A 26,442-nucleotide genomic window follows, 5' to 3' on the forward strand; every position below is an offset into this window, starting at 1 on the left:
GTAATGTATAAACCACAAGCGCAAATTATTCATTATCATCTTGAAGGTTTTTCATGATCGAACTAAAACACTTAAAAACACTACAAGCACTGAACCATTGTGGCTCACTCGCAGCAGCAGCAAATTATTTGCATCAAACGCAATCTGCGCTCTCTCATCAGTTCAGTGAATTAGAACATCGGCTGGGATTTAAGTTATTCATTCGTAAAAGCCAACCCCTGAAGTTAACGCCTCAAGGAGAAGTGCTATTAAAATTAGCAGAGCAAGTCTTGCCCTTGGTGACAGCTTCCTTACGTCAATGTCATGAACCACAAGAAACAAACTTACGCATTGCTATTGAATGCCATAGCTGTATTCAATGGCTGACACCCGCACTGAAGCGTTTTCGTGAAAGCTGGCCGCAGGTTAATGTGGACTTTAAATCTGGTGTGACATTTGATCCTCAACCTGCTCTGCAAAAACGCGAGCTGGATATTGTCCTGACATCTGACATTATTGCAGACAGTAACCTGCACTACACACCGCTGTTTGATTATGAAGTGAAGCTGGTGATCGCACCAGATCATCCACTGGCAAATACACGCGATATTCGCCCACAAGATCTCGCCGCTGAAACTTTGCTGATTTATCCGGTCCAGCGCCAACGGCTTGATATCTGGCGACGCTTTCTCCAACCCGCGGAAATTACGCCGACATTAAAAACAGTCGACAATACGCTATTGTTGATTCAGATGGTTGCCGCCCGATTGGGTATTGCCGCGTTACCACACTGGGCTGTAGAAACATTCGAACGACAAGGGTTAGTTGTAACCCAAACGTTAGGAGAGGGATTATGGAGCAGATTGTACGCTGCCTGCCGAGAAGGGGAGCAGCGCCAACCCGCTATCGATACTTTTATTCGTTCTGCGCGCCAGCACGCGGTGGACAATTTGCCGTTGGTGAAACGGGTCTCAGTATCCAACGGTGATGCACCCAAAGTGACGCAACAATCAGGCTGCCTCCAATGGTAAAGTTCAGCCAGTTAGGATGCTGCTGCCAAATTGCAAAATTGACCAATAACCCCGCCGGAACCAACATATTATTCATAATTGCCAGTGTTCCGGCATCCACTTGGGTAGCACCATAGTTCCACATAAAGTAGCCAATCCCCGATGCCCCAACACCCAGCCAAACCAAAACACCCCACTGAAGCTGAGTTGTGGGCAATTTTTGCGGATCACCAAACATTAGCCAGCCGATGATGGCGACGGCACAAGCACCCAGATAGAACCATGAAAATGCCACTCGTTGTGGAATGGGATGGATCTCCATTAAGCGCTTATAACCGACCTGACCGATCGCAAAGAAAATATTTGCCAGTTGCACTAACAGTAAGCCAATCCAGAAAGATTCACTCAATCGGTCATAACGAATAATCGCTGCACCAGCCACTGCCAATAAAGAACTCAAGGCATAACCCCAGCGCAATCGCTGACGTCCCATCAGATCATAAATTAATGTGACATAAAGTGGCGTCATAATGGTAAACAGCAAAAATTCTGCCACAGTCAGATAATGATAGGCATGAAAAACAAACAAATACATCACACCAAGCTGACAGGCACCAACAGCCATATACAGTGAAATAACTTTCAGAGATAACCCACGCCAGCGCAAAAATGGTAAAAATACCATTGCTGCCAACATTACCCTGACAAGAACCGAAAACCAGCTATCAACCTGACCAGCGAGATAAACGCCAATCAGGCTAAATGAGGCGGCCCACAAAAATGTTGTGATCGTTAACAGCCACATAATTTATTGGTCTTTCACCTTTTATTGATCTTTCTCCACTAAAAGCGCTTCTAACAAATCAAGATCATGTAGCAACGTTTGTAGTGTTTCATTACTAATCTTACGAGTTGCACGCAAGTGATATAACTCCCCGCGCTCAGCCCTTAATGCCGTCAAACGGAAACGGCGTTCCAAATCTTCAACCATCAGATTATGCTCGATTTCATCCGTTCCCGCGGTACGACGCCGCAAATAACCGGTCACGCGAGACGCAACCTCACTAATGACTTCTGCATCCAATTTTTCTTCAGTGCTGGCCGACAGACGCTCTTCCATCTTATTCATACTGACAATAGCAACTTCAGCCATTGCCGATTTTGCCATTCTGATTTCAGTGAGATCTTCCTGCTTATCGCCAACTTTCATGCCACGTAGCAGCAAAGGTAAACCGATAACCCCGACAAAGAGGGAGAACAAAATCACGCCCGCAGCAATGAAAATCAACTGATAACGTGCCGGAAATGGGTCACCATCCGGCAGGAACAGTGGTACAGACAGAGCACCTGCCAGCGTAATTGCCCCACGGACACCTGCAAAGGAAGCCAACCACAACTCACGTGTCGTATAGGAAGCAAACTGAAGCGGTCTTTTCTTTATCAGCATCTTGCTGATATTTTTCATCAGCCATAACCAACTGAATCGCAGTAATACCAGCGCAACGTAAATGATGCCAACGGCAGCGAACAGCATCCAGGTTTCAACATTTGGATCAAGCTCAGCCTGATCTACCGATGTTTCCCAAATGCCCGGCAATTGCAGACCCAGCATGATAAACACCAAGCCATTGAAGACAAAGGCCAGCATTCCCCATACATTATCGGCACGCAGACGCATATCCAGTGGTGCGTTGCGGATCACGCCTGCTTTACTGATAGTCATACCTGCGGAAACCGCAGCCAAAATCCCTGATACACCGATATGCTCAGCAATCATATAGGAAGCGAACGGTAACAACATCATAAACATGATTTGAGTTGCCGGATCATCCCCGCTCCAACGACTCATTAAGCGCAGTGATTTGCTGTATAACCATGTGATGGCGATACCCGACAACAAACCACCAACCGCAACCTTGAAAAATTCCACCGTTGCGCCAGTGACAGTAAATACCATCGTGCCCATGGCAATCGCCACCGCAAATTTCAGAGCCACCAGACCGGAAGCATCATTCATTAATGCTTCCCCTTCCAGCACGCTCATCATATTTTTCGGAATACGCCCTTTTCCAACAATTGATGACAATGCCACCGCATCTGTTGGGGACAATACCGCCGCCAGCGCAAAAGCAGCAATAAGAGGGATACTTGGCAATAACCAATAGATCAAATAACCAATGCCAATAACCGTCACCAATACCAAGACTAAAACTAAAATGACGATTTCACGCCCATGCTGGAAAAACTCTCTGGTTGGTGTTTTCCAACCATCCACAAATAACAAAGGAGGGATAAGTAATACGAGGAAGAGTTCAGGATCGAAAGTAACGTGTAAACCAAAATGAGGCCAGGCCAGCAACGCTCCCATTGCTATTTGCACTATCGGCAAGGGGATACGTAACGGAATCATTTTAGTAAGAACACCAGAAACTGACACCACCAAAATCAAGATCAAGATAGTAAAGAATATTTCCATGTTACCCTTACAAATTGCCAAAAATCCGTCAGTGGAAAGATTGTGACTGTTTTTTACTGTTAATAATAGCGCTAATAACCATAAATATTGCAGTTATTAAAGAAAATCAAAAAGCAATCACATTGTGAATCAATGTTTATTGATTCATTTTTCTATTTTATGCTTATTAGCTTGAGAGTGTTGGAAAATTAACGCATTTTAGAATATATCTGGCGGTCGCAATATGATTAACCGTGGAATGGAAGGGATGCGCAACGCCTTGTCGTTTACGCATCCTATTTTAATTAGATAGCCCAATTGCCGGCATAAAAGACCACTAATACAATGGCAAGTATAACCGTACCAATATTCAATTTACGCCATTCACCCGAAAAAATACGCCCAACAACCAGTGTACTGAAACCCAGCATAATGCCTGTGACGATATTACAAGTCAGCACAATAAATACCGCACACAGTAAACCTGACATTGCATCAACAAAATCATCAAAATTCAGCTTTCGCACATTGCTCAGCATCAGTAATCCGACATACATCAAGGCAGGAGCCGTAGCATAGCCAGGAACTAAATACGACAGCGGGGATAGGAATAAAATCAACAGGAATAAAATACCAACAACGGAAGCTGTTAAACCCGTCTTACCTCCAGCAGCGGTTCCTGCGGCAGACTCAATATAAACCGCTGCGGGAGAAGAGCCGATAATCCCAGCAAAAATACTACTGACAGAATCGGCTGTCAGCGCCTTGCCGCCATTGATAATCTGGCCTCTCTTATCCAATAAATTAGCTTGCCCCGCCACAGCCCGGATCGTACCCGTTGCATCAAATATAGCTGTCATGACCAGAGCCAAAACACTGGGTAATACAATAGGCTGTAAAGCGCCCATAATATCCATACTGAACATCAGGGACAGACCATCTTCCCCCAATGTAGGAAATTTAAAGAATCCTTGATATTTAACGGCCGGATCAAAAATTAAGCCGATAATAGAAATTACGATAATCATCAGCAAGATACCGCCCGGCACCTTCTTGCGTTCCAGACCGATAATGCCCGCCAGCCCCAATAACGTCATCACCACAGGAAATGACGTCAATGAACCAAAGGACACAGGCAAGCCAGCGTTTGGGTTCTTTACCACCAGACCTACGCCATTGGCTGCAATCAACAATAAAAACAAACCGATGCCAATACCCGTTCCATGTGCAATACCCATTGGCATATTACGCAAAATCCACGCTCGCACGCCCGTTACTGAAATTAACGTAAACAAACATCCCATCAGGAAAACCGCACCGAGAGCCACGGGAATGCTGACCTGTTGCCCTAATACCAGGCTAAATGCGGTAAACGCTGTCAACGAGATCGCACAACCAATCGCCATTGGCAAATTAACCCACAACCCCATCAATAACGAACCGATACCGGTCACCAAACAAACAGAAATAAACACGGCGGTATGAGGAAATCCGGCTTGCCCAAGCATCCCTGGCACCACAATAACGGAATAGACCATCGCCAAAAATGTCGTTAATCCAGCGAGAACTTCCTGACGTATCGTCGATCCGCGTTCAGTAATCTTAAAATACCTATCGAGTTTGCATTGAGTTGGTGCCTGCATACCAGACATGTTTTTCCCCTGCTTCTGTTAACTATATCGCTTTAAAAGTTCTCTCCCTATTTCTTCACCTCTTCAAACGAAAACGATTACGCCACAAGATAATAAAAATCAGTGCTGCATTCATTGGCTCAACCATTCGTTTGCGCAATCGTTTGGCCTGCTGGATAAAGAAACAGTGAGAAAATTTGAAGCCAACGATTATCCAGTGAATCAGGGATAAGAATCAAGCAATAATCACATCAAAGATGATAAAACTCATACTCTGTATTCTGTATATTTACAGGGGTATTGGTTAACAAAGATGTTTTGCTTTCCGAAGCCAAATCGCAGGCCAAATTTACCGTGATAATCCCTCTGCCCAAGCAATAACGTGGGCATCAAAACAACATGGCGATAAGGCAATCATGCTATTCGGTGATCGGCTTAAAGAAAATCAACTGTCAGTCGCTATTGAATCACAGCCACTCTGATCTTCTAACTCAGTTATCAAAGCCGTAGATTTGCTGGCAGATGAAATGGATCTTATAACCTATAATAATCAATATATTATCTGATTCCCTCACCACATCGACACATTTTTATGCGGCCTTTAAGCCTGACCTTGTGTAAAATCCCCTCAATTCGACTTTTGACTGCTTCATTAGGATTTCTGTAAGAATTAAGGAGATAAACCATGACAACTTATGCCCTGGTAGGTGATATCGGCGGTACAAATGCACGTCTGGCATTATGTGATGTAGATACTGGGCAATTGAGCGCGGTCGAATTCTATCCCTGTGCGCATTATGAATCGCTCGAAATTGTTATCCGCCAATATTTGAAACAGCAGAATTGTGCAGTCAAATATGGCAGTATCGCTATTGCCTGTCCGGTGACGGACGATGTAATCAGTATGACTAACCATAGTTGGCGTTTTTCTGTTAGCCAAATGAAAGCCTCTTTGGGGTGGGAACGTTTTGAGGTGATTAACGATTTTACCGCCGTTTCCCTCGCCATTCCGGTTCTGGCAGCAGGTGACGTAATTCAGATTGGTGGAAAGCAACCTCAAACTAAACGCCCTATTGCGGTTTATGGTGCAGGGACTGGGTTAGGAGTCGCACATCTTATTCACACTGGCAGCCAATGGATGAGCTTACCTGGTGAAGGTGGTCACGTAGAGTTCGCGCCAGATAGTGCGGAAGAAGATCATATGTTGCGCGTACTGCGCGAAGAATATGGACATGTCTCCGCTGAACGAGTCCTTTCCGGCCCTGGTTTAGTGAATATTTATCGTTCCCTGATGAAACTCAACAGTCAAGTCGCCGAAGATCTTACCCCTCGCGATGTTTCTGACCGTGCACTGAATGGAACTTGCCCGATCTGCAAACAGGCACTAGAACTCTTCTGTACCGCGTTAGGACGTTTTGGTGGGAACTTAGCGCTGAATATTGGTGCATTTGGCGGTGTTTACATTGCAGGTGGGATCGTCCCACGTTTCTTTGATTTCTTCCAAAAATCAGGTTTCCGGCAAGGGTTTGAAAACAAAGGCAGATTTACGGACTATTTAAAAGATATTCCCGTGTATCTGATTACTCATGACAACCCAGGGTTATTAGGTGCAGGATCTTATATTCGCCAATTGCTAGGTAAAGCGATTGGTTAAATAGAACCAAGATATTTATATATACGCATTAAACTTCAAGTTGCAATTTACAACACGATATGAAATCTGATTTCTCCCCGCTTTGCGGGGAGAAATCACACGCATCTTGAAGTGAGATTGGTATATGCTCATGCTGTTTGCTTTGCTGGTGATAATTTTGAGCAATATTTAGCATAAATATTTAAGGATGTTGCTGCCGATTGGGCGGCTGCGCGTCTTCCTGCCACACAGGCCGCAGTCTTAGCCGATGCGCGGGAAACCTATTTGAAAGGACATGAAGAAGATTGGCAAAATCGCCAGCAAGAACTTCAAATTACGGTAAGTGTGCTGCACGATTGTGTGCTAACAAATCTATGTGTGAAACCTAAGACTTGATCTGACAATTATCGAAACAAGAAATAATTGCCAGATCAAAGTTAAACGACTACAGATCGCAAAATCTGTGACTGTTCCTGACCAGAATCAAGCTACTTTTTCAGTTCACTCGTAGAGTAGGCCTCAAGTTTGATGTCATCTCCCCAGCGGCCCCTCGTCAAACCGTGCGTGCGGTTTTCCCGCACACGGCTTTCCGACTGTCTTCTTCCTGCTGCATTACGACGTTACAAGGCGAGCATACCGACTGACTTCGTTTCCGTTTATCGACAGACTATACAACTTAAATAACCCGTGATACTTGTAGAACCAGCTCGGCGGATGGTCCCTCCATCCTTTAGTTCGCTTCTTGTGCTTCTTCCTCAACATAATACAGAGTGTCCATATCGTGTAATTTGCGATGCTTTTGAAATGCATCCGGGAGTTGCACGTCTTGAAATAATTACCCCACCCTCTAAGGATTGGGTTTATTTCTGTTCTGATTAGCTCCGGAAGATCCCGATGCTGACCTTTTCGTGTCACTTCACGAATCTTTCGCTTTACTCTTTTCATCGCTTCTGGTGAGGGGTAGTAATAGGTTCTCAATTTTCCATCCCTTTTGGACGGCTGCACTGCAAACCTGTGCCCCAGAAAGTCAAACGGTGACTTTATTGCATGAACGACTTTCGTCTTTTCGGTATTTAGCGTCAATCCAAGCCGATCAAGTACCTTACAGGCTTGAGCCAGATAAAACCTCGGTGCTTTCTTACACAAAATGACAAAGTCATCGGCATAACGAACAAGATGAGCGTCATGCTCACGCTGATTGAATCCCTCTTTTTCCCAGATATGATCCAGCCAGTGCAGGTAAAGATTAGCCAGTAGTGGAGATATCACGCCTCCTTGTGGAGTTCCTGCTATCCCCGCTTTCAGGTTTCCCTCTTCCATTACTCCAGCTTTCAGCCACATTTCAATCAGTTTCACAACTGAGCGATCTATGACTCTGGTTCTCACCGATAACAACAATTTATCATGGGGGATAGTGTCAAAATAAGACTTCAAATCAGCATCTACCACCCAGTAACATTTAAAATTTAGCCACTTATAGATTTCTCTCAGCGCCTGCTGCGCATTTCTGCGAGGCCGAAAGCCATATGAAAAATCTTTAAAACTCGCTTCGAAAAGCGGTTCTATGACTATCTTTACTGCTGCCTGAACTACACGATCTTCAATAACAGGTATGCCCAGTGGTCTTTCCTTTCCATCCGGTTTAGGAATGTAAACCCTACGCACCGGTTGAGGAGAGTACTTCTTTTGAACTAGCTTCTTCTGGATGTCTTGCAGAAAGTTACCTACACCAATTTCAGTTTCAATCTTATCGATTGTTAACCTGTCAATTCCTGAAGAACCTTTATTGGCTTTAACCTGCGTCCATGCCATAACAAGCACACGACCACTACATACCTTGTCATACAGAACACCAAATTTACGTTTTGGATCCGCCTTGGCTGCCAGGTATAGCTTGCGTTGCAGTACTCGTACCTTTTCAAATGCCGTGTTTAGAGCTTTCGCAATCACGTAGTACCTCCTGTAACAACAGGCATGACAGAAGTAGAGGTCCTTCCCTACGGTCAGGTTATGTTGTCCCTACCATCAACAGTACTATGACCTCCTCCGACTCCTCTATCCTGCATCTCTCAGAATTTCAGCGGTTACCTTATATCTTTGATTACGCAGTGGGTTAGACTACGACAGGGAGAGGTCTCGTTCGTTCCACTCAGTGCTATACATGCATCCCATCCTCAATACCCCGGATCCCTGTCATGACTTCATATGGTTGTTAATCCATCATGATTCACTGGCCTTCGCCCCCATTCTAAAGGCTCGGCAGGATCACCCTACACCACACTCTCCCAGCATAACGGTATGGCTGAAATTTACGAGGCTTGTTCAGGTTCACTTGCGTTACGGGCTGCATACTTGCGCGCACCCACAGTCTGGGTCAGGGGTCACGTTTATCCGGCGTTGCTCCCGTGTTTCAGTCACCATCCACACGTACGCCATAGCTACGCAGTCAAATCAACCAACTACTGCGGCAGGACTTTCACCTGCAAGACACTGAGCAGCTTAGCGAACCGCTCAAAAAGGAATATCGTCATCGAAATCCATCGGCGGTTCATTGCTCTGTGGCATAGGCGACTGCGCTGGACGAGATGGAGCACCGCCACTGAATTGTTGAGAGGCTTGTGGCTGTTGTGGTTGCCCCCAACCGCCTTGCGCTGGCGCATCCTGTGCTGCACCACTACGGCTACCCAGCATCTGCATTACCCCACCGACAGGATTGACGACAATTTCCGTGGTATAACGGTCTTGGCCATTCTGATCCTGCCATTTACGAGTCTGCAAAGAACCTTCAATATAAACCTGAGAACCTTTGCGCAAATATTCACCGGCAACTTCGGCTAATTTGCCGAAAAACACGACACGATGCCATTCGGTTTTCTCTCTCATCTCACCGGTTTGTTTATCACGCCAGCTCTCAGACGTTGCCAGGGTAATGTTGGTCACTGCACCGCCATTCGGCATATAGCGAACTTCTGGGTCCTGTCCCAAATTACCCACTAAAATAACTTTGTTTATGCCTCTGCTGGCCATTGGGAATACTCCTGATGAAATGAATTTTGCTAAAAACGGATTTCTCTAATTATAAGCAAAGTAGTTTACCATGCGAGGCACAAGTTTAAATAGAGAGCCATTATATTATACTTTGCGAAGCGCATCGTACTTTACATTGTCATGGTTACAGCACGATTGTCCGTTAAATACTGTATATCCATTCAGCAATGTTTGTGCAATAATAACGCGTTTGTGAGTTTTGCTCTATCAATCATCTGGGAAGTGGTATATGGATAACATCGAAGTTCGGGGCGCCCGCACCCATAATCTTAAGAATATCAATTTAATAATTCCCCGTGACAAGCTGATAGTCATTACTGGGCTATCGGGTTCCGGTAAGTCATCTTTGGCTTTCGATACCCTGTATGCGGAAGGGCAACGTCGCTATGTTGAATCCCTCTCTGCGTATGCGCGCCAGTTTTTGTCACTGATGGAAAAACCGGATGTCGATCATATTGAAGGGCTATCCCCGGCCATTTCCATTGAGCAAAAGTCTACTTCCCATAACCCACGTTCTACGGTCGGCACGATAACTGAAATTCACGATTATCTCCGTCTGCTATTTGCGCGAGTGGGTGAACCACGTTGTCCTGAGCATGATATCACGCTGGCGGCACAAACGATCAGCCAGATGGTAGATAACGTCTTGGCACTACCAGAAGGCCAACGCCTGATGTTACTGGCTCCTGTCGTCAAAGAACGTAAAGGCGAACATACCAAGCTGCTGGATAATCTCGCTGCACAAGGCTATATCCGCGCCCGTATTGATGGCGAAGTATGTGACCTTTCCGATCCACCAAAACTCGAATTACAGAAAAAACATACCATTGAAGTCGTCATCGACCGCTTTAAAGTGCGAGCTGATCTCGCCCAGCGATTAGCGGAATCATTCGAAACTGCATTAGAACTTTCCGGTGGTACTGCCGTCATTGCCAATATGGATGATACACAGGCCGAAGAACTGATCTTCTCCGCTAATTTTGCCTGTCCAATCTGTGGCTATAGTATGAGCGAGTTAGAACCTCGCCTGTTTTCTTTCAACAACCCCGCAGGGGCTTGCCCTACTTGTGATGGATTAGGGGTTCAGCAATTTTTTGATCCCGAACGCGTTGTCCAAAATGAAGGTATCTCCCTTGCCGGAGGTGCGATCCGTGGTTGGGATCGCCGTAACTTCTATTATTTTCAGATGCTAAGATCACTGGCAGAACACTACAAATTCGATATCGAAACACCGTTTAATCAGTTAAGCCCAACCATTCAGAAAGTGGTTTTATACGGTTCCGGTAAAGAATCCATCGAATTTAAATACACCAATGATCGTGGTGATGTGACTGTTCGCCACCATCCGTTCGAAGGTGTGCTGCACAATATGGAACGCCGCTATAAAGAGACGGAATCCACCGCCGTACGGGAAGAGTTAGCAAAATATATCAGCAATCGATCTTGCGTTTCCTGCGATGGAACGCGACTGCGTAAGGAAGCGCGTTATGTCTTTATTGAAGATACTACGCTGCCACAAATTTCGGATTTCAGCATCGGTCATGCGATGGCGTTTTTCCAAAATATCAAGCTGAGTGGACAACGCGCCCAAATTGCCGAAAAAGTCCTGAAAGAGATCCGAGATCGCCTGAAATTCTTGGTTAATGTTGGATTAAATTACCTGACGCTCTCCCGTTCAGCAGAAACGCTTTCCGGTGGGGAAGCTCAGCGTATCCGTTTGGCGAGCCAGATTGGTGCAGGACTCGTCGGTGTGATGTATGTGCTGGATGAACCTTCCATTGGCCTGCATCAGAGGGATAATGAGCGTTTGCTGGAAACCTTACTGCACCTGCGCAATTTGGGTAACACGGTTATCGTTGTCGAACATGACGAAGATGCCATCCGTGCGGCTGACCATATTATTGATATCGGACCAGGCGCAGGTGTACATGGCGGCGAGATTGTTGCCGAAGGAACGATTACCGCTATCATGGCAAGCCCAAAATCACTCACAGGAAAATTCCTCAGTGGTGAACGTCAAATTGCTATTCCAGAGCAGCGCGTGTCTGTTAATCCAGATAAGATGCTGAAATTGATTGGCGCAAAAGGCAATAACCTGAAAAAAGTGACATTAAATCTCCCCGTCGGCCTGTTCACTTGTATCACAGGCGTTTCTGGTTCCGGTAAATCAACGTTGATCAACGATACGTTATTTCCTATTGCACAGCGTCAGTTAAACGGAGCAACAAATATTAGCCCTGCCCCTTATATTGATATCCAGGGTCTTGAGCATTTTGATAAGGTGATCGATATAGACCAAAGCCCGATTGGCAGAACCCCACGTTCAAATCCTGCCACTTATACGGGTATATTTACGCCTGTCAGAGAGTTATTCTCAGGCGTTCCTGAATCCCGTACCCGTGGCTATACACCGGGGCGTTTCAGTTTCAACGTTAAAGGCGGACGTTGTGAAGCCTGTCAAGGTGATGGCGTAATTAAAGTTGAGATGCATTTCTTACCTGATGTTTATGTGCCTTGCGATCAATGTAAGGGCAAGCGTTACAATCGAGAAACGCTGGAAATCAAATATAAGGGCAAGAATATTAATGAAGTGCTGAATATGACCATCGAAGAGGCTCGTGAGTTTTTTGACGCAGTTCCTGCGCTTTCCCGCAAGTTGCAAACTTTGATAGATGTCGGTCTTTCCTATATTCGCCTGGGGCAATCCGCAACGACACTTTCTGGCGGGGAAGCGCAGCGGGTAAAACTGGCACGGGAATTGTCTAAACGAGGTACAGGCCAGACACTGTATATCCTTGATGAACCAACAACCGGCCTGCATTTTGCGGATATTCAGCAACTATTATCCGTTCTGCATCAATTGCGGGATCAAGGAAATACAATTGTCGTCATCGAACATAATCTGGATGTGATCAAAACGGCTGACTGGATTGTCGATCTTGGCCCTGAAGGTGGAAGCGGTGGTGGTGAAATATTGGTTTCAGGAACACCCGAAGAAGTTATTCAATGTGATAAATCTCACACTGCCCGTTTTTTGAAGCCAATACTTGAACGAAATTAATTTATTAATTTTAAAACTAAACTATCTATAATCCTCCTCACAACGTGGGGAGTTTTTTATTTATTTTATAGCTAATTATTTATCAAATTCAATTTACTACGGACAGCAAAGCCTTTTCTGACGGTCAATTTAGGTGCAACAACCTCTCGTGAATTAGTATTATATTGTTGATCTAATATTATTAATACTCACATTGCCGAAGCATTAGTGCCATAATGGCATAACATATGCTTCAAATTTATTAATGGAGATTAAACATGTATATGTTTTTACCGTTCTTAATTGCGCTAATTATCATCGTCACAGTTGTTACCGACAAGAAAAAGCTGACGTATACCCTGTGGTTTGCTTTATTCATCATCACGGTATTTTGGTTTAAATATCATGCAACTGATGCATTGAACCTTTCTTTCTAATCGGAGGCCGTAATGAATAATACAATGTCAGCACCGCGTAATATTAACCTTGCAATGGCCTTAAATATTCTGGGTCTGTTCGGTATTAGTGTGGTTTTGATAATCGCGTTTTATTATCAATTAGCCCGCTTTGAACTTCCCTGCCCGTTATGTTTATTGCAGCGAGCAGGTATTATCATGATTGGTTTTGGTTTTTTGTTTAATATTTATTTCGGCATAAAAAATGCCCATTATAGCCTTTCACTGCTTGGCTGCATTGTGACTGGTTTCATTGCCATGCGTCAGGTGTCTCTCCATATCATGCCGGGCGATACGGGATATGGTTCAGCTTTCTTCGGTCTGCATTTTTATACTTGGGCTGCCATTCTATCTATTCTGACTATTATTGCCATCGCCGCTATCATGCCCCTGAAAGCAGGCAATGTTGATTCATCAAGATACACACCACCAACTTCAGGCAAAATTGTCATGGGCTTATTCGCATTTTTGATTGCAGCTAATCTGGTTTCCACCCTATTAGAGTGTGGTGGCGGACAATGTGATGATAACCCAACGTTCTATCAGTTATTGCAAAAGTAATCTTTATTTATATTGAAACTATTAAAACAGAAGGCTGCATAATTCCAGCAACCTTCTGTTTTTACAACGGAATGTTTTTAAGCCGGTTTTTTCACCAACAAGTCACTAAAAAGATATTGTTCATCAACATTCCAGAGTTACCTACTTCAATCGCCATAAATCTCATTCGATAATTCAAACAATTGAGATAATTTATTTTTGTTTTTTAAACTTAAAACCGTGTTGATATCAGCCGTAATTTTGGCATTTTCTGCTAATTCTGGTTCAATCATTCCCTTACGGCTCAGCCAATCAGCAATTTCTTTCCATTCATATAAAGGAGTTTTACTGTTCAATCGAAAATAAGGTGTTGGAAAAAAACCATCACCTCTAACCCCTTTACTAAATTTTGACATGGCAGAACGAGTCAAATGAGCAAATTCAGCCGCATCAGATAAACCAACATATTGGCCAGCATCAATGCTTTTCACAACTAAACCTATAGACTGCACCTGTTTGATGGCTGATAAGATAGCCTTTTTGTATGAGTCAGCTTCTCTATCAAATTCAATAATAAATGCATTATCACGGGATAAAATAGTACAATCATCCGCTCCCACTTCATAAAGAATATTGGCTACCTGACATAAGAGCTCTGGGTCAATTTTTTTTTCTGGGTAGATTGCAACTAATGCAAAATCATACTCTTTCATTATGATATGCCTTATTAAGATATAAAATCTCCAACTTTTATTCTATAAAGCCGCTCACTGAACGGCTTAGACTGGTTAACAATTGTAATTATCAATTGTTTTTCTAATTTTCTTGGCGTGATTAGTAGGATTCTTAGGTGTAGAGAATACTGCAACCATACATTTTATTTCTTCATGTTTGCCGCCTGAATCTGCTGTACAGTATAGATATCCAAAAGTATGCCCATCACCTCGTTTTTCCCAACGCCAGCCTTTAGAAAGTGCATAAGCAATAGCATCATTCACATTTTTATTTTTGTGGTATTTTCCAGCTATTAGGCTTCCTCCATAGCAAAAGTTTCACTTTTATTTAAGAAGCTATTTTAGATATCACACCACACCGTCTACAAATGTAGACAAGCATGGACATTTAGTCAACACTCGCAAGCAATAAAAATTATTAACTCACTGCTGCAAACGCTTCTGCAATGCGTTGCACGTTATGATGATTCACGCCAGCCATACAAACACGGCCAGAACCGACCAGATAGACACCAAATTCTTCACGTAATCTATCCACTTGTGTCTGACTAAATCCGGTATAACTGAACATTCCACGCTGTTGCAGTAAATGGTCAAAGTTTTTTTCTGGTAGTGCTTGTTGCAGGGCATTGACCAATACTGTCCGCATTTCCAGAATACGCAAACGCATCCGTTCAACTTCGTCCAACCACTGGTTTTTTAATTCAGGGTAACTCAATACTCTGGCTACAATCTGCGCACCAAAATTTGGTGGGCTGGAGTAAATACGACGCACCGTCGCTTTCAATTGTCCCAAGACATGTTCAGCTGCTTTTACATCGTCACAGATAACTGATAATCCACCAACACGCTCACCATACAATGAGAAAATTTTCGAAAATGAGTTGCTGACCAGGCAAGGCAACCCCGCATTGGCCATTGCGCGGATAGCGTAAGCATCTTCTTCCATACCGTCGGCAAATCCCTGATAAGCGATATCAAGGAAAGGCAGCAATTCCCGCTCTTTAGTCACCTGAACCACCTGATCCCATTGGTCATTGGTGAGATCGGAACCTGTTGGGTTATGGCAACAAGGATGCATCAAAATAATACTTTTTGCCGGCAATTGCTTAAATGTTGCTAGCATTTCGTCAAACTTTACCCCTTTGGTTTTATCATCAAAATAAGGGTAATAGTTCACTTTGATGCCTGCTCCGGCAAAAATAGTGGCATGGTTTTCCCACGTCGGATCACTGCACCATACTTCAGAATCAGGAAAATAACGCTGTAAAAAATCAGCCCCTACTTTTAATGCGCCTGAGCCACCCAGTGTTTGGATCGTAGCAATACGTTGTTGGTTTAATAGTGGGTGATCTTTGCCAAACAGTAATTCCTGAATTGCTGTGCGATAGGCAAACAACCCTTCCATTGGGAGGTAAAGGGAAGCAGACTGTGGCAAGGCGTTTATCTGTTTTTCAGCAGTTGCAACAGCCTGTAATTTTGGCGTTATACCCTGTTCATCGTAATACAGCCCGATGCTGAGATTTATTTTTTCTGCGCGGGGATCGTTTTTGAATTCTTCCATTAACGACAGGATAGGATCGCCCGCATACGCATCAACATTCTGGAACATTACGTTATACTCCCTGCTATTGAATTATTTATTAAAAGTGCAATAACAGACAATATAACTTACCCGGATTATTCGTCTAGATATTCCATCGCAACACGTGAAGTCAGTTTCGTAATTAGCTCATAAGCGCTGATCCCCGAATGCGCTGCAATTTTTTCAACTGGCAGGGCATTCCCCCAAAGGATAACTTCATCTCCAACTTTATCCTGGCATGTTGGTCCCAGATCCACAGTAATCATATCCATAGATACACGGCCAACAAGTGGCACTTCTCGACCATTAATAAATACTGGCGTACCGACAGGTGCACTGCGGGGATAGCCATCACCATATCCCATTGCCACAACGCCAAGATAGGTGTCTTGTTCACTGCTCCACGTACCACCATATCCTACTGTTTCACCCGCTTTGTGTTTACGAACGGCGATTAAACTGGATTTAAGTGTCATGGCAGGGAGTAAATTAAAATCGGCAGCGGTCTTATCTGCCATCGGCGAAGCACCATACATAATGATGCCGGGACGAACCCAGTCCAAATGCGCCTTTGGCCATAATAAAATCCCCCCTGATGCAGAAATGGATTTTTCGCCAGATTTATCCCCAATAAATGCCATAAAACGCTCAATTTGTTGTTGAGTCGTTTCAACTGTGGGTTCATCTGCACGGCTAAAATGGCTAATGATATTAACGGGTTGCTCAACATGACGACAGCGGCTGAGACGGTGATAAAATGCGTCTGCTTCATCGATCCTGACTCCCAGACGATGCATACCTGTATCGAGTTTCATCCACACTTTAATGGGATGGGATAAATCCGCCTGTTCCAATGCTTCAAGCTGTTCAATGCTATGCACCACGGTTTCAATATGATTGACGACTAAAACGGGGAGATCTGCCGCTTCAAAAAAACCTTCTAATAGCAAGATTGGCTTGACGATCCCACCACTGCGCAAAGCCAGCGCTTCCCCAATACGGGCAACACCGAAACAATCAGCATCTTCCATTGTGTAAGCAGTTTCTAATAAACCATGTCCATAGGCGTTTGCTTTCACAACTGCAATTAACTTACTGTCAGGCGCTTGTACTCTCACCTGTTGCAGATTGTGTCGCAGAGCGCGGCGGTCGATAACAGCAGTTGCCGCTTTCATTCCATCCCCTTTTATCATTTTTCAGTCAGGTTTGATAATAACAGCCTATCTTCGATATTGATGATTGAAGCTATTTGAACACGAACGATAGGCACTTGGATTTATTCGTCACTGTAACTTGGTCCAGCATAATTATCGAACCGTGACCATTGGCCATTAAATGTCAGCCTTACCGTGCCGATAGGGCCGTTACGCTGTTTACCAAGAATAATTTCTGCCACACCTTTCAGTTCACTGTTATCGTGATAAACCTCGTCACGATAGATAAACATGATCAAGTCAGCATCCTGTTCGATAGAGCCTGATTCACGCAGATCGGAGTTAACCGGACGCTTATCGGCTCGCTGTTCCAAGCTACGGTTAAGCTGGGAGAGTGCAACGACCGGCACTTGAAGCTCTTTCGCCAATGCTTTTAATGAGCGGGATATTTCCGCAATTTCCAGTGTTCGGTTGTCAGATAATGAAGGTACTCGCATCAATTGCAGGTAGTCGATCATAATCAAACTGAGCCCACCATGTTCGCGGAAAATACGTCGCGCACGGGAACGCACTTCTGTTGGCGTCAAACCAGATGAGTCATCGATATACATATTGCGTTTTTCCAGCAAGATCCCCATCGTACTGGAAATGCGTGCCCAATCCTCATCATCAAGTTGACCGGTACGAATACGTGTTTGGTCTACGCGGGAAAGGGACGCTAGCATACGCATCATGATCTGGTTGCCGGGCATCTCAAGGCTGAAAATCAAAACAGGCTTATCCTGCATCATGGCCGCGTTTTCACACAGGTTCATCGCAAAAGTCGTTTTACCCATTGAAGGACGCGCCGCCACGATGATTAAATCTGATTTTTGCAATCCTGCGGTTTTCTTATCCAGATCTTGGTAACCGGTAGAAACGCCTGTTACGCCATCATGTGGGCGCTGATAGAGCTGTTCAATCCGTTCAACGGTTTCTTCCAAGATCTGTTCAATGCCTTTCGGACCTTCATCTTTATTTGCCCGATTTTCTGCGATCTGGAATACTCGTGATTCTGCCAAATCCAACAGTTCTTCGCTGGTTCGCCCTTGTGGATCATAGCCTGCATCGGCAATTTCATTGGCTACCGCGATCATATCGCGTACTACTGCACGTTCGCGGACAATATCGGCATAAGCATTGATATTCGCCGCGCTTGGGGTATTTTTCGATAATTCAGCAAGATAGGCAAAACCCCCGACATTATCGAGTTCGCCATTCTGTTCAAGAGATTCCGATAACGTGATCAGGTCGATCGGTTTGCCCGTTTCGAGCAAACGCTGCATTTCAGCGAAAATACGTCTGTGTGGTCGGCTAAAAAAGTCATTGCTAGTAACCCGTTCGGATACATTATCCCAACGTTCATTATCCAGCATCAAACCGCCTAACACGGATTGCTCTGCTTCCAAAGAGTGTGGTGGAAGTTTCAGCCCTTCCACTTGGCGATCTTTTGGTTCAGCCATACTGTTGTTAGTTGGTTTTTTTCCAGCCATGTATACCGCATCAATCCACTAAACAAAAAACGAAATAGGGTATCAGTATACGCCATGAAAACAGCCTTGAGTAATTATATATATACCAATCTAATTTCAAGATGCGTGTGATTTCTCCCCCGCGAATCGGGGAGAAATCCGGTTTCATATCGTGTTGTAAATTGCAGCTTGAAGTTTAATGCGTATAGTCTATACTCGCAATTTAAACACAACTGTTTGATATTGAATAAATAATATTCATTTTTTAACGCATTTGTTCTTGTTTGTTTATATAATTGTTTATACATAGAACACTGAACAAATCTTTGATATCCTCCCCGCCCTGAAGAGGGTGTCGTAAAAGGGGGGAGGTCATTTTTGCAACGCGTTAAGTTGAGATCCTCTCCCATTTTTCAGTGCCTGTTATTTGAACCAATAACAGGCTGAAAATCATCCATAATATCAGAGCCACTGCTCTTGATAAGTTATAGGCCATCGCATGCAGGGTAAATTCCAGCTTTACCGCTGATAATCCTCTACGCCGAAAGCGCTCCAGTCCCTGAATTCCCCGCAAAGCTGAAAATACCGGTTCTACTCTGCTCTTTCGTTGACTCAATATCCGTTTTGACTCAGGGTTAGCCATATGCAAACGCAGTTCATCCCGCTTTTCATCTTCCCGATAGCGTTTTATTTTTCTTCCACCTTTGGCCCGTGTACATTGGGTTTTTTGCCGGCATTGAGTGCCATTGGCACTGCCATAGACCCGATAGCCTCGCGCTTTTTCTGACGCGGCCACGGTGCTTTTCAACGATAATGAATGATGGGCCGGGCAGAGATAAGTGTCTTTCTCAGCCTCATAGATAAATAACGATTTGGGGGCGATTTTTCGGGGGCTCTGCCGGGTTGAATTTTCAGAGCAAAACAGCGGGATCTGATATTTTTGTGCCTCAGCCATCACCGCGTCATGGAAATAACCGGCATCCAACAACAATTTGTCCGGATGATATCCCGATAAATTGAAATTCTGCACCAATAAATCCGCCATTACCCGTGTCTCACTGGATGGATCTACGGTTTGGGCGACGATAATACGTCCTGTGTTGACTAAAACAGACGGTTTATAGGCTGTTGAAAATCCCTTTCCCCGCTTGAGTTTCTGGACGACAGCGTCTGGCTCTGTGGGATTAATACGTAACTGGCTACCATCTTTCCCCTTTTTTGCCCGGTTTTCTTGCCGGCGTCGTAATACTTCTGTGCCCTGTTCCAATTGCTGAAGACGTTTCTCTGTCTGCCCCGTGGCAGGCGCTGCACTGAGGGTCTTTTTTTCGCGGGAAATGGCTGCCTGAGTCAAAAGATGATAATGAGAACACATGGCCTCAATCACTGTCCCGTCACCCGCCAGACACGAAATACCGGATTGACTGCGGCGCAAAACAGATAAGGTCAGCTCTTTAAAAAACATCCCCGTCAGGACAGTTTGATGCTGATAAATGAAACGTCCAAGACTGGCATGATCAGGGGTAATTCCCTGACTGACCCAAATACAGCCCAAATCTAAACGCGCCAAGCGTTCAAGTGCTCTGAGCGAACGCTGTCCTTTCATGATCCCATAAAGCAGGATCCCCATCATGGAGCGGGGAGAATAAGGAGCCCTGCCTGTTGAAGCATAATGACGTTCGAAAGGTCCCCAGTCTTGTTCATCCAGGATCTCCGCGACAATAAGTGCACTGTGTTCTCCCATTTGCTTGAGATAATCCCCAAGGGAAAGAGAGCCATCCAATACAGGTAAATGCTGCGCTTTGACAAATTGACGTTGGGTGTGAACAGACGATTCCAGTTTTCGGGTGAATAAGGTCATAAAAGATTGGCGCCTAAAGGAAGAGCGCCGATCTTAATGGATAACATGAGCTTTTACGACACCCTCTGAAGGACGGGGTTTTACGGCGCACCTGATAAACAAAGCATAAGATAAAAACAAGGCAAAAGAAAAGAAAGAATGAGAGTGAATGTGTGAACAATAAAACGTGGTCAGTACGTTTAACGTTCCAAGCTATGAGGGTTGCGCGTATTCAGTTGAAAACTATTAACGTAACAACTACGAATGTTACTGCTAGTGAGAAGATACCCCGTTACGGCTATCTTCCCGATGATTTTTAAATGGAACTGATTATTTTTATGATTTATCCCGAACCTTGCGTTCAATCAATTCACCATACGAATCAAAATAGCGACTAGGCCAAATTTCAGATGGGTGTATTTCGAGATAGTTAGCAATAATCCATTCGCCTTTAATTCACGGGAATTGAGAACATTTGTTAGTTAAGCCCCGCCTCACGAAACATAACCGTTAAGATTATCAGGGTGAGGCGAGCAAAATAATTTAACAAATTGAATAAATTAAACTTATTTTTATTAATTGCATGTCCCTTGATTGGCGAGTGGCTTGATATTAAACCTGTTGATATGTACCTTGTTCTGCAACAAATATTCTTGGTATTCTAATTTCAGGGCGAAAAAGATCATTAACGATCATATTTATATCATAATCACTACTAAAGTTAAGTATTTTTCTTGCATCATCTAAAGGTAGTATTCTTGTAGTGGATATAATAGCATTCAGCAATCCATTAATATTGTTATTATAACCATAAAAACAACATCCATATCTACTAAGACATCTTTTCTGTAATCTCCTTATTGCTATCTCACTAATTTTATTTCTTAAATTTTTATATTCTAAAAACATTAGTCCATTAAGTTGATCAGCTAATACTAAGGATGAATATTCAAAATCTGGATTTCCCTGTGTATATTCTAATCGATAGAACGTACTACCGAATCTACTGTTTGTTTTTTTATTTCGTCACCAACCTCTAGAGAAAAAAACACATAATCATCATTTCCTAATATCTTAGAATCAATATCTGAATGTTTCATAGGAAATTCAATCTTTTTTTCCTTCCATTATAATCGCTATTATATTTTTGAATACCAAACCTTGATCTAAGAACTAATCTTGTTCCATTTATAACTTCTTTACTATCAGTAGCATGAGAAATATAAAACCTCTTACGTCTAAAATTAGTTGAAAATGATAACTCCAGTTTTTTTCGTTCTAATTTTTCTTCTTCTGAACTTTCTTCTTGCATTTTTTCATCAAATTGTTCCTTTGACATAAAAATATCTTTTTTATTGAATTTTTCTATATTATTAATCATTTCATCACGAACATCTACCTTTTCTCCCAATTCTCCAGAAGATGGATCGCGAACAGAGCTAAATTCTGTCATTCTGTCGATTGCTTTATCTCCCATTTTTCTATAGAAATTATTCCTTAAATTATGTATTCTCTCACTAATATTATCAATTCTTTTTAACTTATCTATTGATATATTAATTTTATCAATGTTCATCACTTTCTTCATAATACCACCTGTTTTATTTTAAACTAACTTGATGCATTTCCCTGTTTATATACATGTTATAGATAAATAATGATAGATTCTAGCTTATTCATCAGGGCAAGATCACGAATATTTTTTCGCCAAAAATAAAATAGGTTGCTTCGAATAAAGCACTGTGATCTTATACTCTCTTTTGAGAGTGAAAACCTATACCATGTGCCTTGAGAACTTTACCCTGCATTTTTCGGCGATCCAAGACCCTCGCCAGAGTGCGAAAGTCACCTATCCTTTATTTGACATCCTGTTTGCGTCACTGTGTGCCGTGATTGCGGGTGCAGAAGGCTGGAGTGATATTCAGGAATATATAGTGGCGCAGCCCGTTGTTGTTGAGTTTGTCACTGGTCGGCTGGGTCTTCGCCTGATGGCGCTCTTCGTCAGACAGAGCCTCATAACGGGCAATTTCGGCGTTCAGTGAGTCGGACTGGCTGCGCAGTTCGTCAAACTGTTTGGCTTCCTCTGCGGTCAATGAGCGTTTTTCAGTTTCGGCCTTGGTAAGCAGGGTGCGCATTTGTTCGGTGAGGGCTGCCTTTTGCTGGCGTAATTCGAGTAGCTTTTTCATGGTGTTTTGTGGTTGGTTTTTATATGCTTTAAACACTATTTAACATTATGATAAACAATAAAAAAGCCCCTGACATTCAGAGGCTAAACTTGCGAAAACATGAGGACAGAATATTTACAAAAGTTTTCAATTACACAGTGATAAATCTTTCACATATGTTGTTGGTGACATCCACGATATTTTATCACATGTCAGATAACCATCATTTTTTAACTTATAGCTAACATAAAAAGAGACAGGTAAGCTGATGATGAATGATAAAATTGCCAACCAAACCATAAAGTTAACAATCACTTTATTAAATTTAGGTTGCCTATTAAAAATAAAGAAAAAAATAGAGCATAATAACGCGTAAAATAATAGAGGTGAAGTCATGACACCAATAACAACAGTGGCAGAAAATGTTATTTCATCTTTCATTAATATTAATGAAACAGCATCGCCAATAACGAAAATAACCGTAAATATTACTAACAATAATAATATTAGCACACCTAATGCTTGGAAATATTTACTATTCACCTAAACCTTCCTAATTCATTAAAAAAATGCTGTAAATCCGCTTCCGGTGTTCTTGGTTTTCTTTTCATTTCTTCTTTCAAAAGTGCTATTAATTTTTCACTTATCCCATATTGCTTATCAAGAGTATCTAAAATATAAGCCGCTAGAACTCCAACAGCTAAAACTATCAGAGCAACGGCAATAATACTTCCACCTAAAAATGCAGTGGCAGTTAAAAGTGATCCTACAACCCAGGAGGAAGCAGCAATAATAGCAGTTTTAGCCATATCCATGGTTACATTTCCAAGAAAATCGGCTAGCGTATATTCATCCTTAAAAATACTTTCTATTACTCGATATCCAATAGAAAAATCCCTCAATACTTTTTCTAGACCAATAGCATCAAAAAATTCATGTTGAGGCTTTAGCTGATTAATTCCCACATTCCCCCTTAAAACATCCCCCATATAGCCATCCCAAGTGGGATTATATTTCTTATGTGTCATTCCTCAATTTTCTGTAGCACTCAATATCAAATTAATAATTGATTGACTTGTGTCAAGATTTCCGATGTAGCATCAATTAAGCAGGATATAACAATAATGCTTACCCATTCCAGCATGGAAAAGATCCACCTTTAAATTTGTGATGAATCTCTATTCTTAAGCAAAATCAGACAATTACTTAATTTTAATTTCAGTCATACCATAATAAAAAAATTATGCACTAAATTTATTATCCCAGACTCATCCGGCTTTTATTTTCCTGCCAGAGATACCCCCTATAAATCTTTTTTCTCCTCTCAGTTATGCACCCTCTGCACATTCCCCTGAAAGCCTTGCTACATCTGGGTTTTTGGCAATTAATATAATATTCATTAACTGTAACCCCTATTCACCCCTTTTTTATCCTAATGAAGAGAATGTATATTTGATGTATAGCTCATAGACAGGATCTTAAGCATTAACTGTATATTTTAGATAGAAAAAAGGCTTCATTTATGATCTGATAATCGTCGCCAAATTCATATCAAAACCACGGATGAAGCCTGTGACAATTATCGCTATAAAACACCAGTTAATGCAATTTTTTAGTGACGTTTCTTTGCAAAAGATAGCGTTTGGCTGTGGATTTACCCAACGCATTAGAAATATTGAACCCCGTACCTTGCTTCTTAGCCTGATTGCAGCGCTCAGCACAGGTAAAATCACCTCTATTGCCCAATTACATCAGAAGTTTAATGGCCTGTGCTCTGAGGCTCAGCAACAAGTCAGTTACCGACCGTTTTACAATCAGTTACGTAAACCGGCCTTTGAGGAATTTGTAAAAATTATCGTTAGGTTTGTCATGGCACAATGGGTTGAAAAACAAGTGTCGATACCTAAAAAATTAGCTCAATTTCAAAATGTTATTTTGCAGGATGGTCGTTCATTCAACGTGCATGGCGGTGACGGCGGATACCGCGTCTGAACGTGCTTATTTGCCTGCGCCGGCAACATTACGGAGGCAACTCTTGCTTGCGGATGCAGGATATCCGGATTTTGATTATTTTGAACAACTCTCCCATTTTGGCGCTTCATTTATTGTCAGAGGAAGCAAATCTCTGAATTCTCAGATTGTCGCCGCGCATAATGGACAAGGGAAACCACTGCGGAAACTGGCCGGAAAAACCTTAAAAGAAGTCACCCGAAGAACCAACCGGTCAGAAGTCTTAGACCTATGTTGTAGGAGAAAAGGCTATGAATTCCGGATCATCCGTCGCTGGTTTGCAGAAAAGAAACGGTTCTGCATTTGGCTGACAAACTTACCGCCAGAGGAGTTTACCGCGAATGACATCATGGACATTTATCGTTGCCGCTGGCAGGTCGAATTGTTATTCAAGGAATTGAAATCACACACCAACTGGCAAGGATTTACCCCCCGAAAAGCGTCGTTAGTCACCGGGCTTATCTGGTCAAGTTTGCTCGCATTGCTGGTCAGGCGAACAATGGCAAGACGACTATTTCCAGAGGTGGCTTTGCTTAAAGCCGCCCAAAATACAGATATATGGTTACGGCCGATAATAGAAAATTTGCTCCAACGAGCCTGGTCGGAAACCGACTTTCTTCTCGAAAAGGCGAGAGGATATTTATTTCGGAATGCCTGTAAAACGCAACAAAGAAAATCATGCAAAAACAAGACATTGGATGCGTGTTTTGAAAGGCTTAATTCTTAAGAAATACAATTAATATTCTCAATAGATTACGATAATAAGGCATGTAGCCATTGGAGTTTATAGACTTCCATAACTGACCAAGTTCATTGTCAGTTAAAAACCTATCTCCTTTATTCTGTTTTTTTCCAACATCCTGTATAGTCAAATCATCCAATACATGGCTAACTGTATACCTTCTTACCCGACAAAATTTCAAGGCTTGCTTGCACAATTGAAGTATAGAACCAGAACCCACCGGAGCTTCCTTTTCCATTCTATCAAAGCATTGCAGCCAATATATTATTTCACAGTCAGACAATGCCATTTCACCGATATAGGGATAAATATGTTTTTCTAATTGAAGAATATGGTTATCAATATTTACCCGGTTTTCTCTGCCATAGTGCTCTATCCAATATTCGATAGCGTCTTTTACAGTGACTGGTTTCAATGATTCCTGCATCGTTAGATTAAATTGCAGCTTTGGGTCTTTACCGGATGCTAACCAGTTACGACATTTATCCCTCGTTTCTCTGGCCTGTTTAAGACTCACGTCAGGATAGCGCCCAATGGTAAGGCGATTTAACTTTTTTCCATCAAGTCGGTACGTAAAAACCCAACTAACGCCACCTGCTTTAGATGCTTTGGCGCTCAACCCCGCACCATCGGCAAAAAATTCAATATTGCCCCTTTCTTTTCCGTGCAGGGTTCTAAGTTTTTTGTCACTGAGCTTGTTTAGTTCGGCAGCCATGATCACTAAAAATATTTATACAATTGTTTATACGCAGTGTGCTGTAAGAAGAGCAAAACATCAATAAACACTGTAACAACATACAGTTGAATTATTAATTAATTATTTGATATTTATATAAAAACAATAATCATGGACAAACTTCAAAACACAAAGTAATTATATATAGTCTGTAATGATTTCAGATACATTAACGTT

At 42.7% G+C, this 26,442-nt stretch carries 21 protein-coding genes and 4 pseudogenes; 8 read left to right on the top strand and 17 right to left on the bottom strand.

Going from position 1 to position 26,442, the window contains the following annotated elements:
- Positions 1 to 53 precede the first annotated feature (53 nt).
- A complete protein-coding gene (gene metR, locus WDV75_RS16925) occupies positions 54 to 1,010 on the top strand; it encodes an HTH-type transcriptional regulator MetR (protein WP_273571111.1) in 957 nt (318 codons plus the stop codon).
- On the opposite strand, the gene WDV75_RS16930 is transcribed toward metR, so the two are convergent.
- The 3 genes from WDV75_RS16930 to WDV75_RS16940 form a co-directional block, all read right to left on the bottom strand.
- Positions 895 to 1,794 (bottom strand): carboxylate/amino acid/amine transporter, encoded by a 900-nt coding sequence (locus WDV75_RS16930; RefSeq protein WP_273571110.1) that lies wholly within the window; start codon positions 1,792 to 1,794, stop codon positions 895 to 897. The two genes, metR and WDV75_RS16930, sit on opposite strands and share 116 nt — an antisense overlap.
- Positions 1,795 to 1,815: 21 nt before the next feature.
- Positions 1,816 to 3,465, bottom strand: coding sequence for a Na+/H+ antiporter (locus WDV75_RS16935; RefSeq protein WP_273571109.1), 1,650 nt, complete (start codon positions 3,463 to 3,465; stop codon positions 1,816 to 1,818).
- Positions 3,466 to 3,749: 284 nt separating this feature from the next.
- A complete protein-coding gene (locus tag WDV75_RS16940) occupies positions 3,750 to 5,096 on the bottom strand; it encodes an NCS2 family permease (protein WP_273571108.1) in 1,347 nt (448 codons plus the stop codon).
- Between the two features lie 664 nt (positions 5,097 to 5,760).
- Between WDV75_RS16940 and glk the strand changes: the two genes are divergently transcribed.
- On the top strand, positions 5,761 to 6,729 hold the full coding sequence (gene glk, locus WDV75_RS16945) for a glucokinase (protein WP_273571107.1): 969 nt from the start codon (positions 5,761 to 5,763) through the stop codon (positions 6,727 to 6,729).
- Positions 6,730 to 6,906: 177 nt separating this feature from the next.
- Complete coding sequence (locus WDV75_RS22185) at positions 6,907 to 7,104, top strand: aminoglycoside adenylyltransferase domain-containing protein (RefSeq protein ID WP_420497550.1); 198 nt, start codon at positions 6,907 to 6,909, stop codon at positions 7,102 to 7,104.
- Between the two features lie 216 nt (positions 7,105 to 7,320).
- Here the strand turns inward: WDV75_RS22185 and ltrA are convergent, their stop codons facing one another.
- A complete protein-coding gene (ltrA, locus tag WDV75_RS16955) occupies positions 7,321 to 8,658 on the bottom strand; it encodes a group II intron reverse transcriptase/maturase (protein WP_338803455.1) in 1,338 nt (445 codons plus the stop codon).
- Between the two features lie 561 nt (positions 8,659 to 9,219).
- A complete protein-coding gene (locus tag WDV75_RS16960; protein WP_189759054.1) occupies positions 9,220 to 9,735 on the bottom strand; it encodes a single-stranded DNA-binding protein in 516 nt (171 codons plus the stop codon).
- Positions 9,736 to 9,985: 250 nt separating this feature from the next.
- Between WDV75_RS16960 and uvrA the strand changes: the two genes are divergently transcribed.
- From uvrA to WDV75_RS16975, 3 genes are all read left to right on the top strand, one after another.
- Positions 9,986 to 12,817 (top strand): excinuclease ABC subunit UvrA, encoded by a 2,832-nt coding sequence (gene uvrA / locus WDV75_RS16965; protein WP_273572055.1) that lies wholly within the window; start codon positions 9,986 to 9,988, stop codon positions 12,815 to 12,817.
- 257 nt (positions 12,818 to 13,074) lie between these two features.
- Entirely contained in the window at positions 13,075 to 13,233 is a 159-nt protein-coding gene (locus tag WDV75_RS16970; RefSeq protein WP_189759056.1) for a DUF5993 family protein, read from the top strand.
- Positions 13,234 to 13,245: 12 nt separating this feature from the next.
- On the top strand, positions 13,246 to 13,812 hold the full coding sequence (locus tag WDV75_RS16975) for a disulfide bond formation protein B (RefSeq protein WP_273572030.1): 567 nt from the start codon (positions 13,246 to 13,248) through the stop codon (positions 13,810 to 13,812).
- Between the two features lie 146 nt (positions 13,813 to 13,958).
- Here WDV75_RS16975 and WDV75_RS16980 read toward each other — a convergent pair whose 3' ends face one another.
- The 8 genes and pseudogenes from WDV75_RS16980 to WDV75_RS17015 form a co-directional block, all read right to left on the bottom strand.
- Positions 13,959 to 14,504: a DNA-binding protein gene (locus tag WDV75_RS16980; RefSeq protein ID WP_273572028.1), complete on the bottom strand. Its 546-nt coding sequence runs from the start codon at positions 14,502 to 14,504 to the stop codon at positions 13,959 to 13,961.
- Positions 14,505 to 14,579: 75 nt separating this feature from the next.
- Complete coding sequence (locus tag WDV75_RS16985; protein WP_273572026.1) at positions 14,580 to 14,789, bottom strand: hypothetical protein; 210 nt, start codon at positions 14,787 to 14,789, stop codon at positions 14,580 to 14,582.
- A gap of 154 nt (positions 14,790 to 14,943) precedes the next feature.
- Positions 14,944 to 16,137, bottom strand: coding sequence for an amino acid aminotransferase (locus tag WDV75_RS16990; RefSeq protein ID WP_273572025.1), 1,194 nt, complete (start codon positions 16,135 to 16,137; stop codon positions 14,944 to 14,946).
- Positions 16,138 to 16,205: 68 nt separating this feature from the next.
- Positions 16,206 to 17,285: an alanine racemase gene (gene alr, locus WDV75_RS16995; protein ID WP_273572023.1), complete on the bottom strand. Its 1,080-nt coding sequence runs from the start codon at positions 17,283 to 17,285 to the stop codon at positions 16,206 to 16,208.
- 101 nt (positions 17,286 to 17,386) lie between these two features.
- Positions 17,387 to 18,796 (bottom strand): replicative DNA helicase, encoded by a 1,410-nt coding sequence (dnaB, locus tag WDV75_RS17000; RefSeq protein WP_189759062.1) that lies wholly within the window; start codon positions 18,794 to 18,796, stop codon positions 17,387 to 17,389.
- A gap of 367 nt (positions 18,797 to 19,163) precedes the next feature.
- Positions 19,164 to 20,633, bottom strand: coding sequence for a transposase (locus WDV75_RS17005; RefSeq protein ID WP_338860190.1), 1,470 nt, complete (start codon positions 20,631 to 20,633; stop codon positions 19,164 to 19,166).
- 315 nt (positions 20,634 to 20,948) lie between these two features.
- Positions 20,949 to 21,065 (bottom strand): annotated as a pseudogene (locus WDV75_RS17010) (helix-turn-helix domain-containing protein); the annotation flags it as partial.
- 643 nt (positions 21,066 to 21,708) lie between these two features.
- Positions 21,709 to 22,200: a hypothetical protein gene (locus WDV75_RS17015; RefSeq protein ID WP_273572279.1), complete on the bottom strand. Its 492-nt coding sequence runs from the start codon at positions 22,198 to 22,200 to the stop codon at positions 21,709 to 21,711.
- Between the two features lie 193 nt (positions 22,201 to 22,393).
- Between WDV75_RS17015 and WDV75_RS17020 the strand changes: the two are divergent.
- Positions 22,394 to 22,546, top strand: a pseudogene (locus WDV75_RS17020) (transposase family protein); the annotation flags it as partial.
- Here the strand turns inward: WDV75_RS17020 and WDV75_RS17025 are convergent.
- The 3 genes from WDV75_RS17025 to WDV75_RS17035 form a co-directional block, all read right to left on the bottom strand.
- The gene (locus WDV75_RS17025) at positions 22,490 to 22,798 is read right to left on the bottom strand and encodes a phage major capsid protein (protein ID WP_338861225.1); all 309 of its coding nucleotides are present in this window, start codon (positions 22,796 to 22,798) and stop codon (positions 22,490 to 22,492) included. The pseudogene WDV75_RS17020 and the gene WDV75_RS17025 sit on opposite strands and share 57 nt — an antisense overlap.
- 126 nt (positions 22,799 to 22,924) lie before the next feature.
- Complete coding sequence (locus tag WDV75_RS17030) at positions 22,925 to 23,320, bottom strand: DUF1240 domain-containing protein (RefSeq protein ID WP_254851503.1); 396 nt, start codon at positions 23,318 to 23,320, stop codon at positions 22,925 to 22,927.
- Positions 23,317 to 23,805, bottom strand: coding sequence for a hypothetical protein (locus WDV75_RS17035; protein WP_273572277.1), 489 nt, complete (start codon positions 23,803 to 23,805; stop codon positions 23,317 to 23,319). The genes WDV75_RS17030 and WDV75_RS17035 overlap by 4 nt, the downstream gene beginning before the upstream one ends.
- A gap of 544 nt (positions 23,806 to 24,349) precedes the next feature.
- Here WDV75_RS17035 and WDV75_RS17040 point away from each other — a divergent pair.
- A pseudogene (locus tag WDV75_RS17040) lies at positions 24,350 to 25,514 on the top strand (IS4 family transposase).
- Position 25,515: 1 nt separating this feature from the next.
- Here WDV75_RS17040 and WDV75_RS17045 read toward each other — a convergent pair.
- Positions 25,516 to 26,244, bottom strand: a pseudogene (locus WDV75_RS17045) (tyrosine-type recombinase/integrase); the annotation flags it as partial.
- Between the last annotated feature and the right edge of the window lie 198 nt (positions 26,245 to 26,442).

Origin of the sequence: Xenorhabdus griffiniae (genome assembly GCF_037265215.1) — a bacterium.
GTDB classification, from domain to species: domain Bacteria; phylum Pseudomonadota; class Gammaproteobacteria; order Enterobacterales; family Enterobacteriaceae; genus Xenorhabdus; species Xenorhabdus griffiniae.

What these genes read in the sequence shown, in the direction of transcription:
- metR (WP_273571111.1), top strand. Translation starts at nt 54, where the DNA reads ATGATCGAACTAAAACACTTAAAAACACTACAAGCACTGAACCATTGT.
- WDV75_RS16930 (WP_273571110.1), bottom strand. Translation starts at nt 1,794, where the DNA reads ATGTGGCTGTTAACGATCACAACATTTTTGTGGGCCGCCTCATTTAGC.
- WDV75_RS16935 (WP_273571109.1), bottom strand. Translation starts at nt 3,465, where the DNA reads ATGGAAATATTCTTTACTATCTTGATCTTGATTTTGGTGGTGTCAGTT.
- WDV75_RS16940 (WP_273571108.1), bottom strand. Translation starts at nt 5,096, where the DNA reads ATGTCTGGTATGCAGGCACCAACTCAATGCAAACTCGATAGGTATTTT.
- glk (WP_273571107.1), top strand. Translation starts at nt 5,761, where the DNA reads ATGACAACTTATGCCCTGGTAGGTGATATCGGCGGTACAAATGCACGT.
- WDV75_RS16960 (WP_189759054.1), bottom strand. Translation starts at nt 9,735, where the DNA reads ATGGCCAGCAGAGGCATAAACAAAGTTATTTTAGTGGGTAATTTGGGA.
- uvrA (WP_273572055.1), top strand. Translation starts at nt 9,986, where the DNA reads ATGGATAACATCGAAGTTCGGGGCGCCCGCACCCATAATCTTAAGAAT.
- WDV75_RS16970 (WP_189759056.1), top strand. Translation starts at nt 13,075, where the DNA reads ATGTATATGTTTTTACCGTTCTTAATTGCGCTAATTATCATCGTCACA.
- WDV75_RS16975 (WP_273572030.1), top strand. Translation starts at nt 13,246, where the DNA reads ATGAATAATACAATGTCAGCACCGCGTAATATTAACCTTGCAATGGCC.
- WDV75_RS16980 (WP_273572028.1), bottom strand. Translation starts at nt 14,504, where the DNA reads ATGAAAGAGTATGATTTTGCATTAGTTGCAATCTACCCAGAAAAAAAA.
- WDV75_RS16990 (WP_273572025.1), bottom strand. Translation starts at nt 16,137, where the DNA reads ATGTTCCAGAATGTTGATGCGTATGCGGGCGATCCTATCCTGTCGTTA.
- alr (WP_273572023.1), bottom strand. Translation starts at nt 17,285, where the DNA reads ATGAAAGCGGCAACTGCTGTTATCGACCGCCGCGCTCTGCGACACAAT.
- dnaB (WP_189759062.1), bottom strand. Translation starts at nt 18,796, where the DNA reads ATGGCTGGAAAAAAACCAACTAACAACAGTATGGCTGAACCAAAAGAT.
- WDV75_RS17005 (WP_338860190.1), bottom strand. Translation starts at nt 20,633, where the DNA reads ATGACCTTATTCACCCGAAAACTGGAATCGTCTGTTCACACCCAACGT.
- WDV75_RS17015 (WP_273572279.1), bottom strand. Translation starts at nt 22,200, where the DNA reads ATGAAGAAAGTGATGAACATTGATAAAATTAATATATCAATAGATAAG.
- WDV75_RS17025 (WP_338861225.1), bottom strand. Translation starts at nt 22,798, where the DNA reads ATGAAAAAGCTACTCGAATTACGCCAGCAAAAGGCAGCCCTCACCGAA.
- WDV75_RS17035 (WP_273572277.1), bottom strand. Translation starts at nt 23,805, where the DNA reads ATGACACATAAGAAATATAATCCCACTTGGGATGGCTATATGGGGGAT.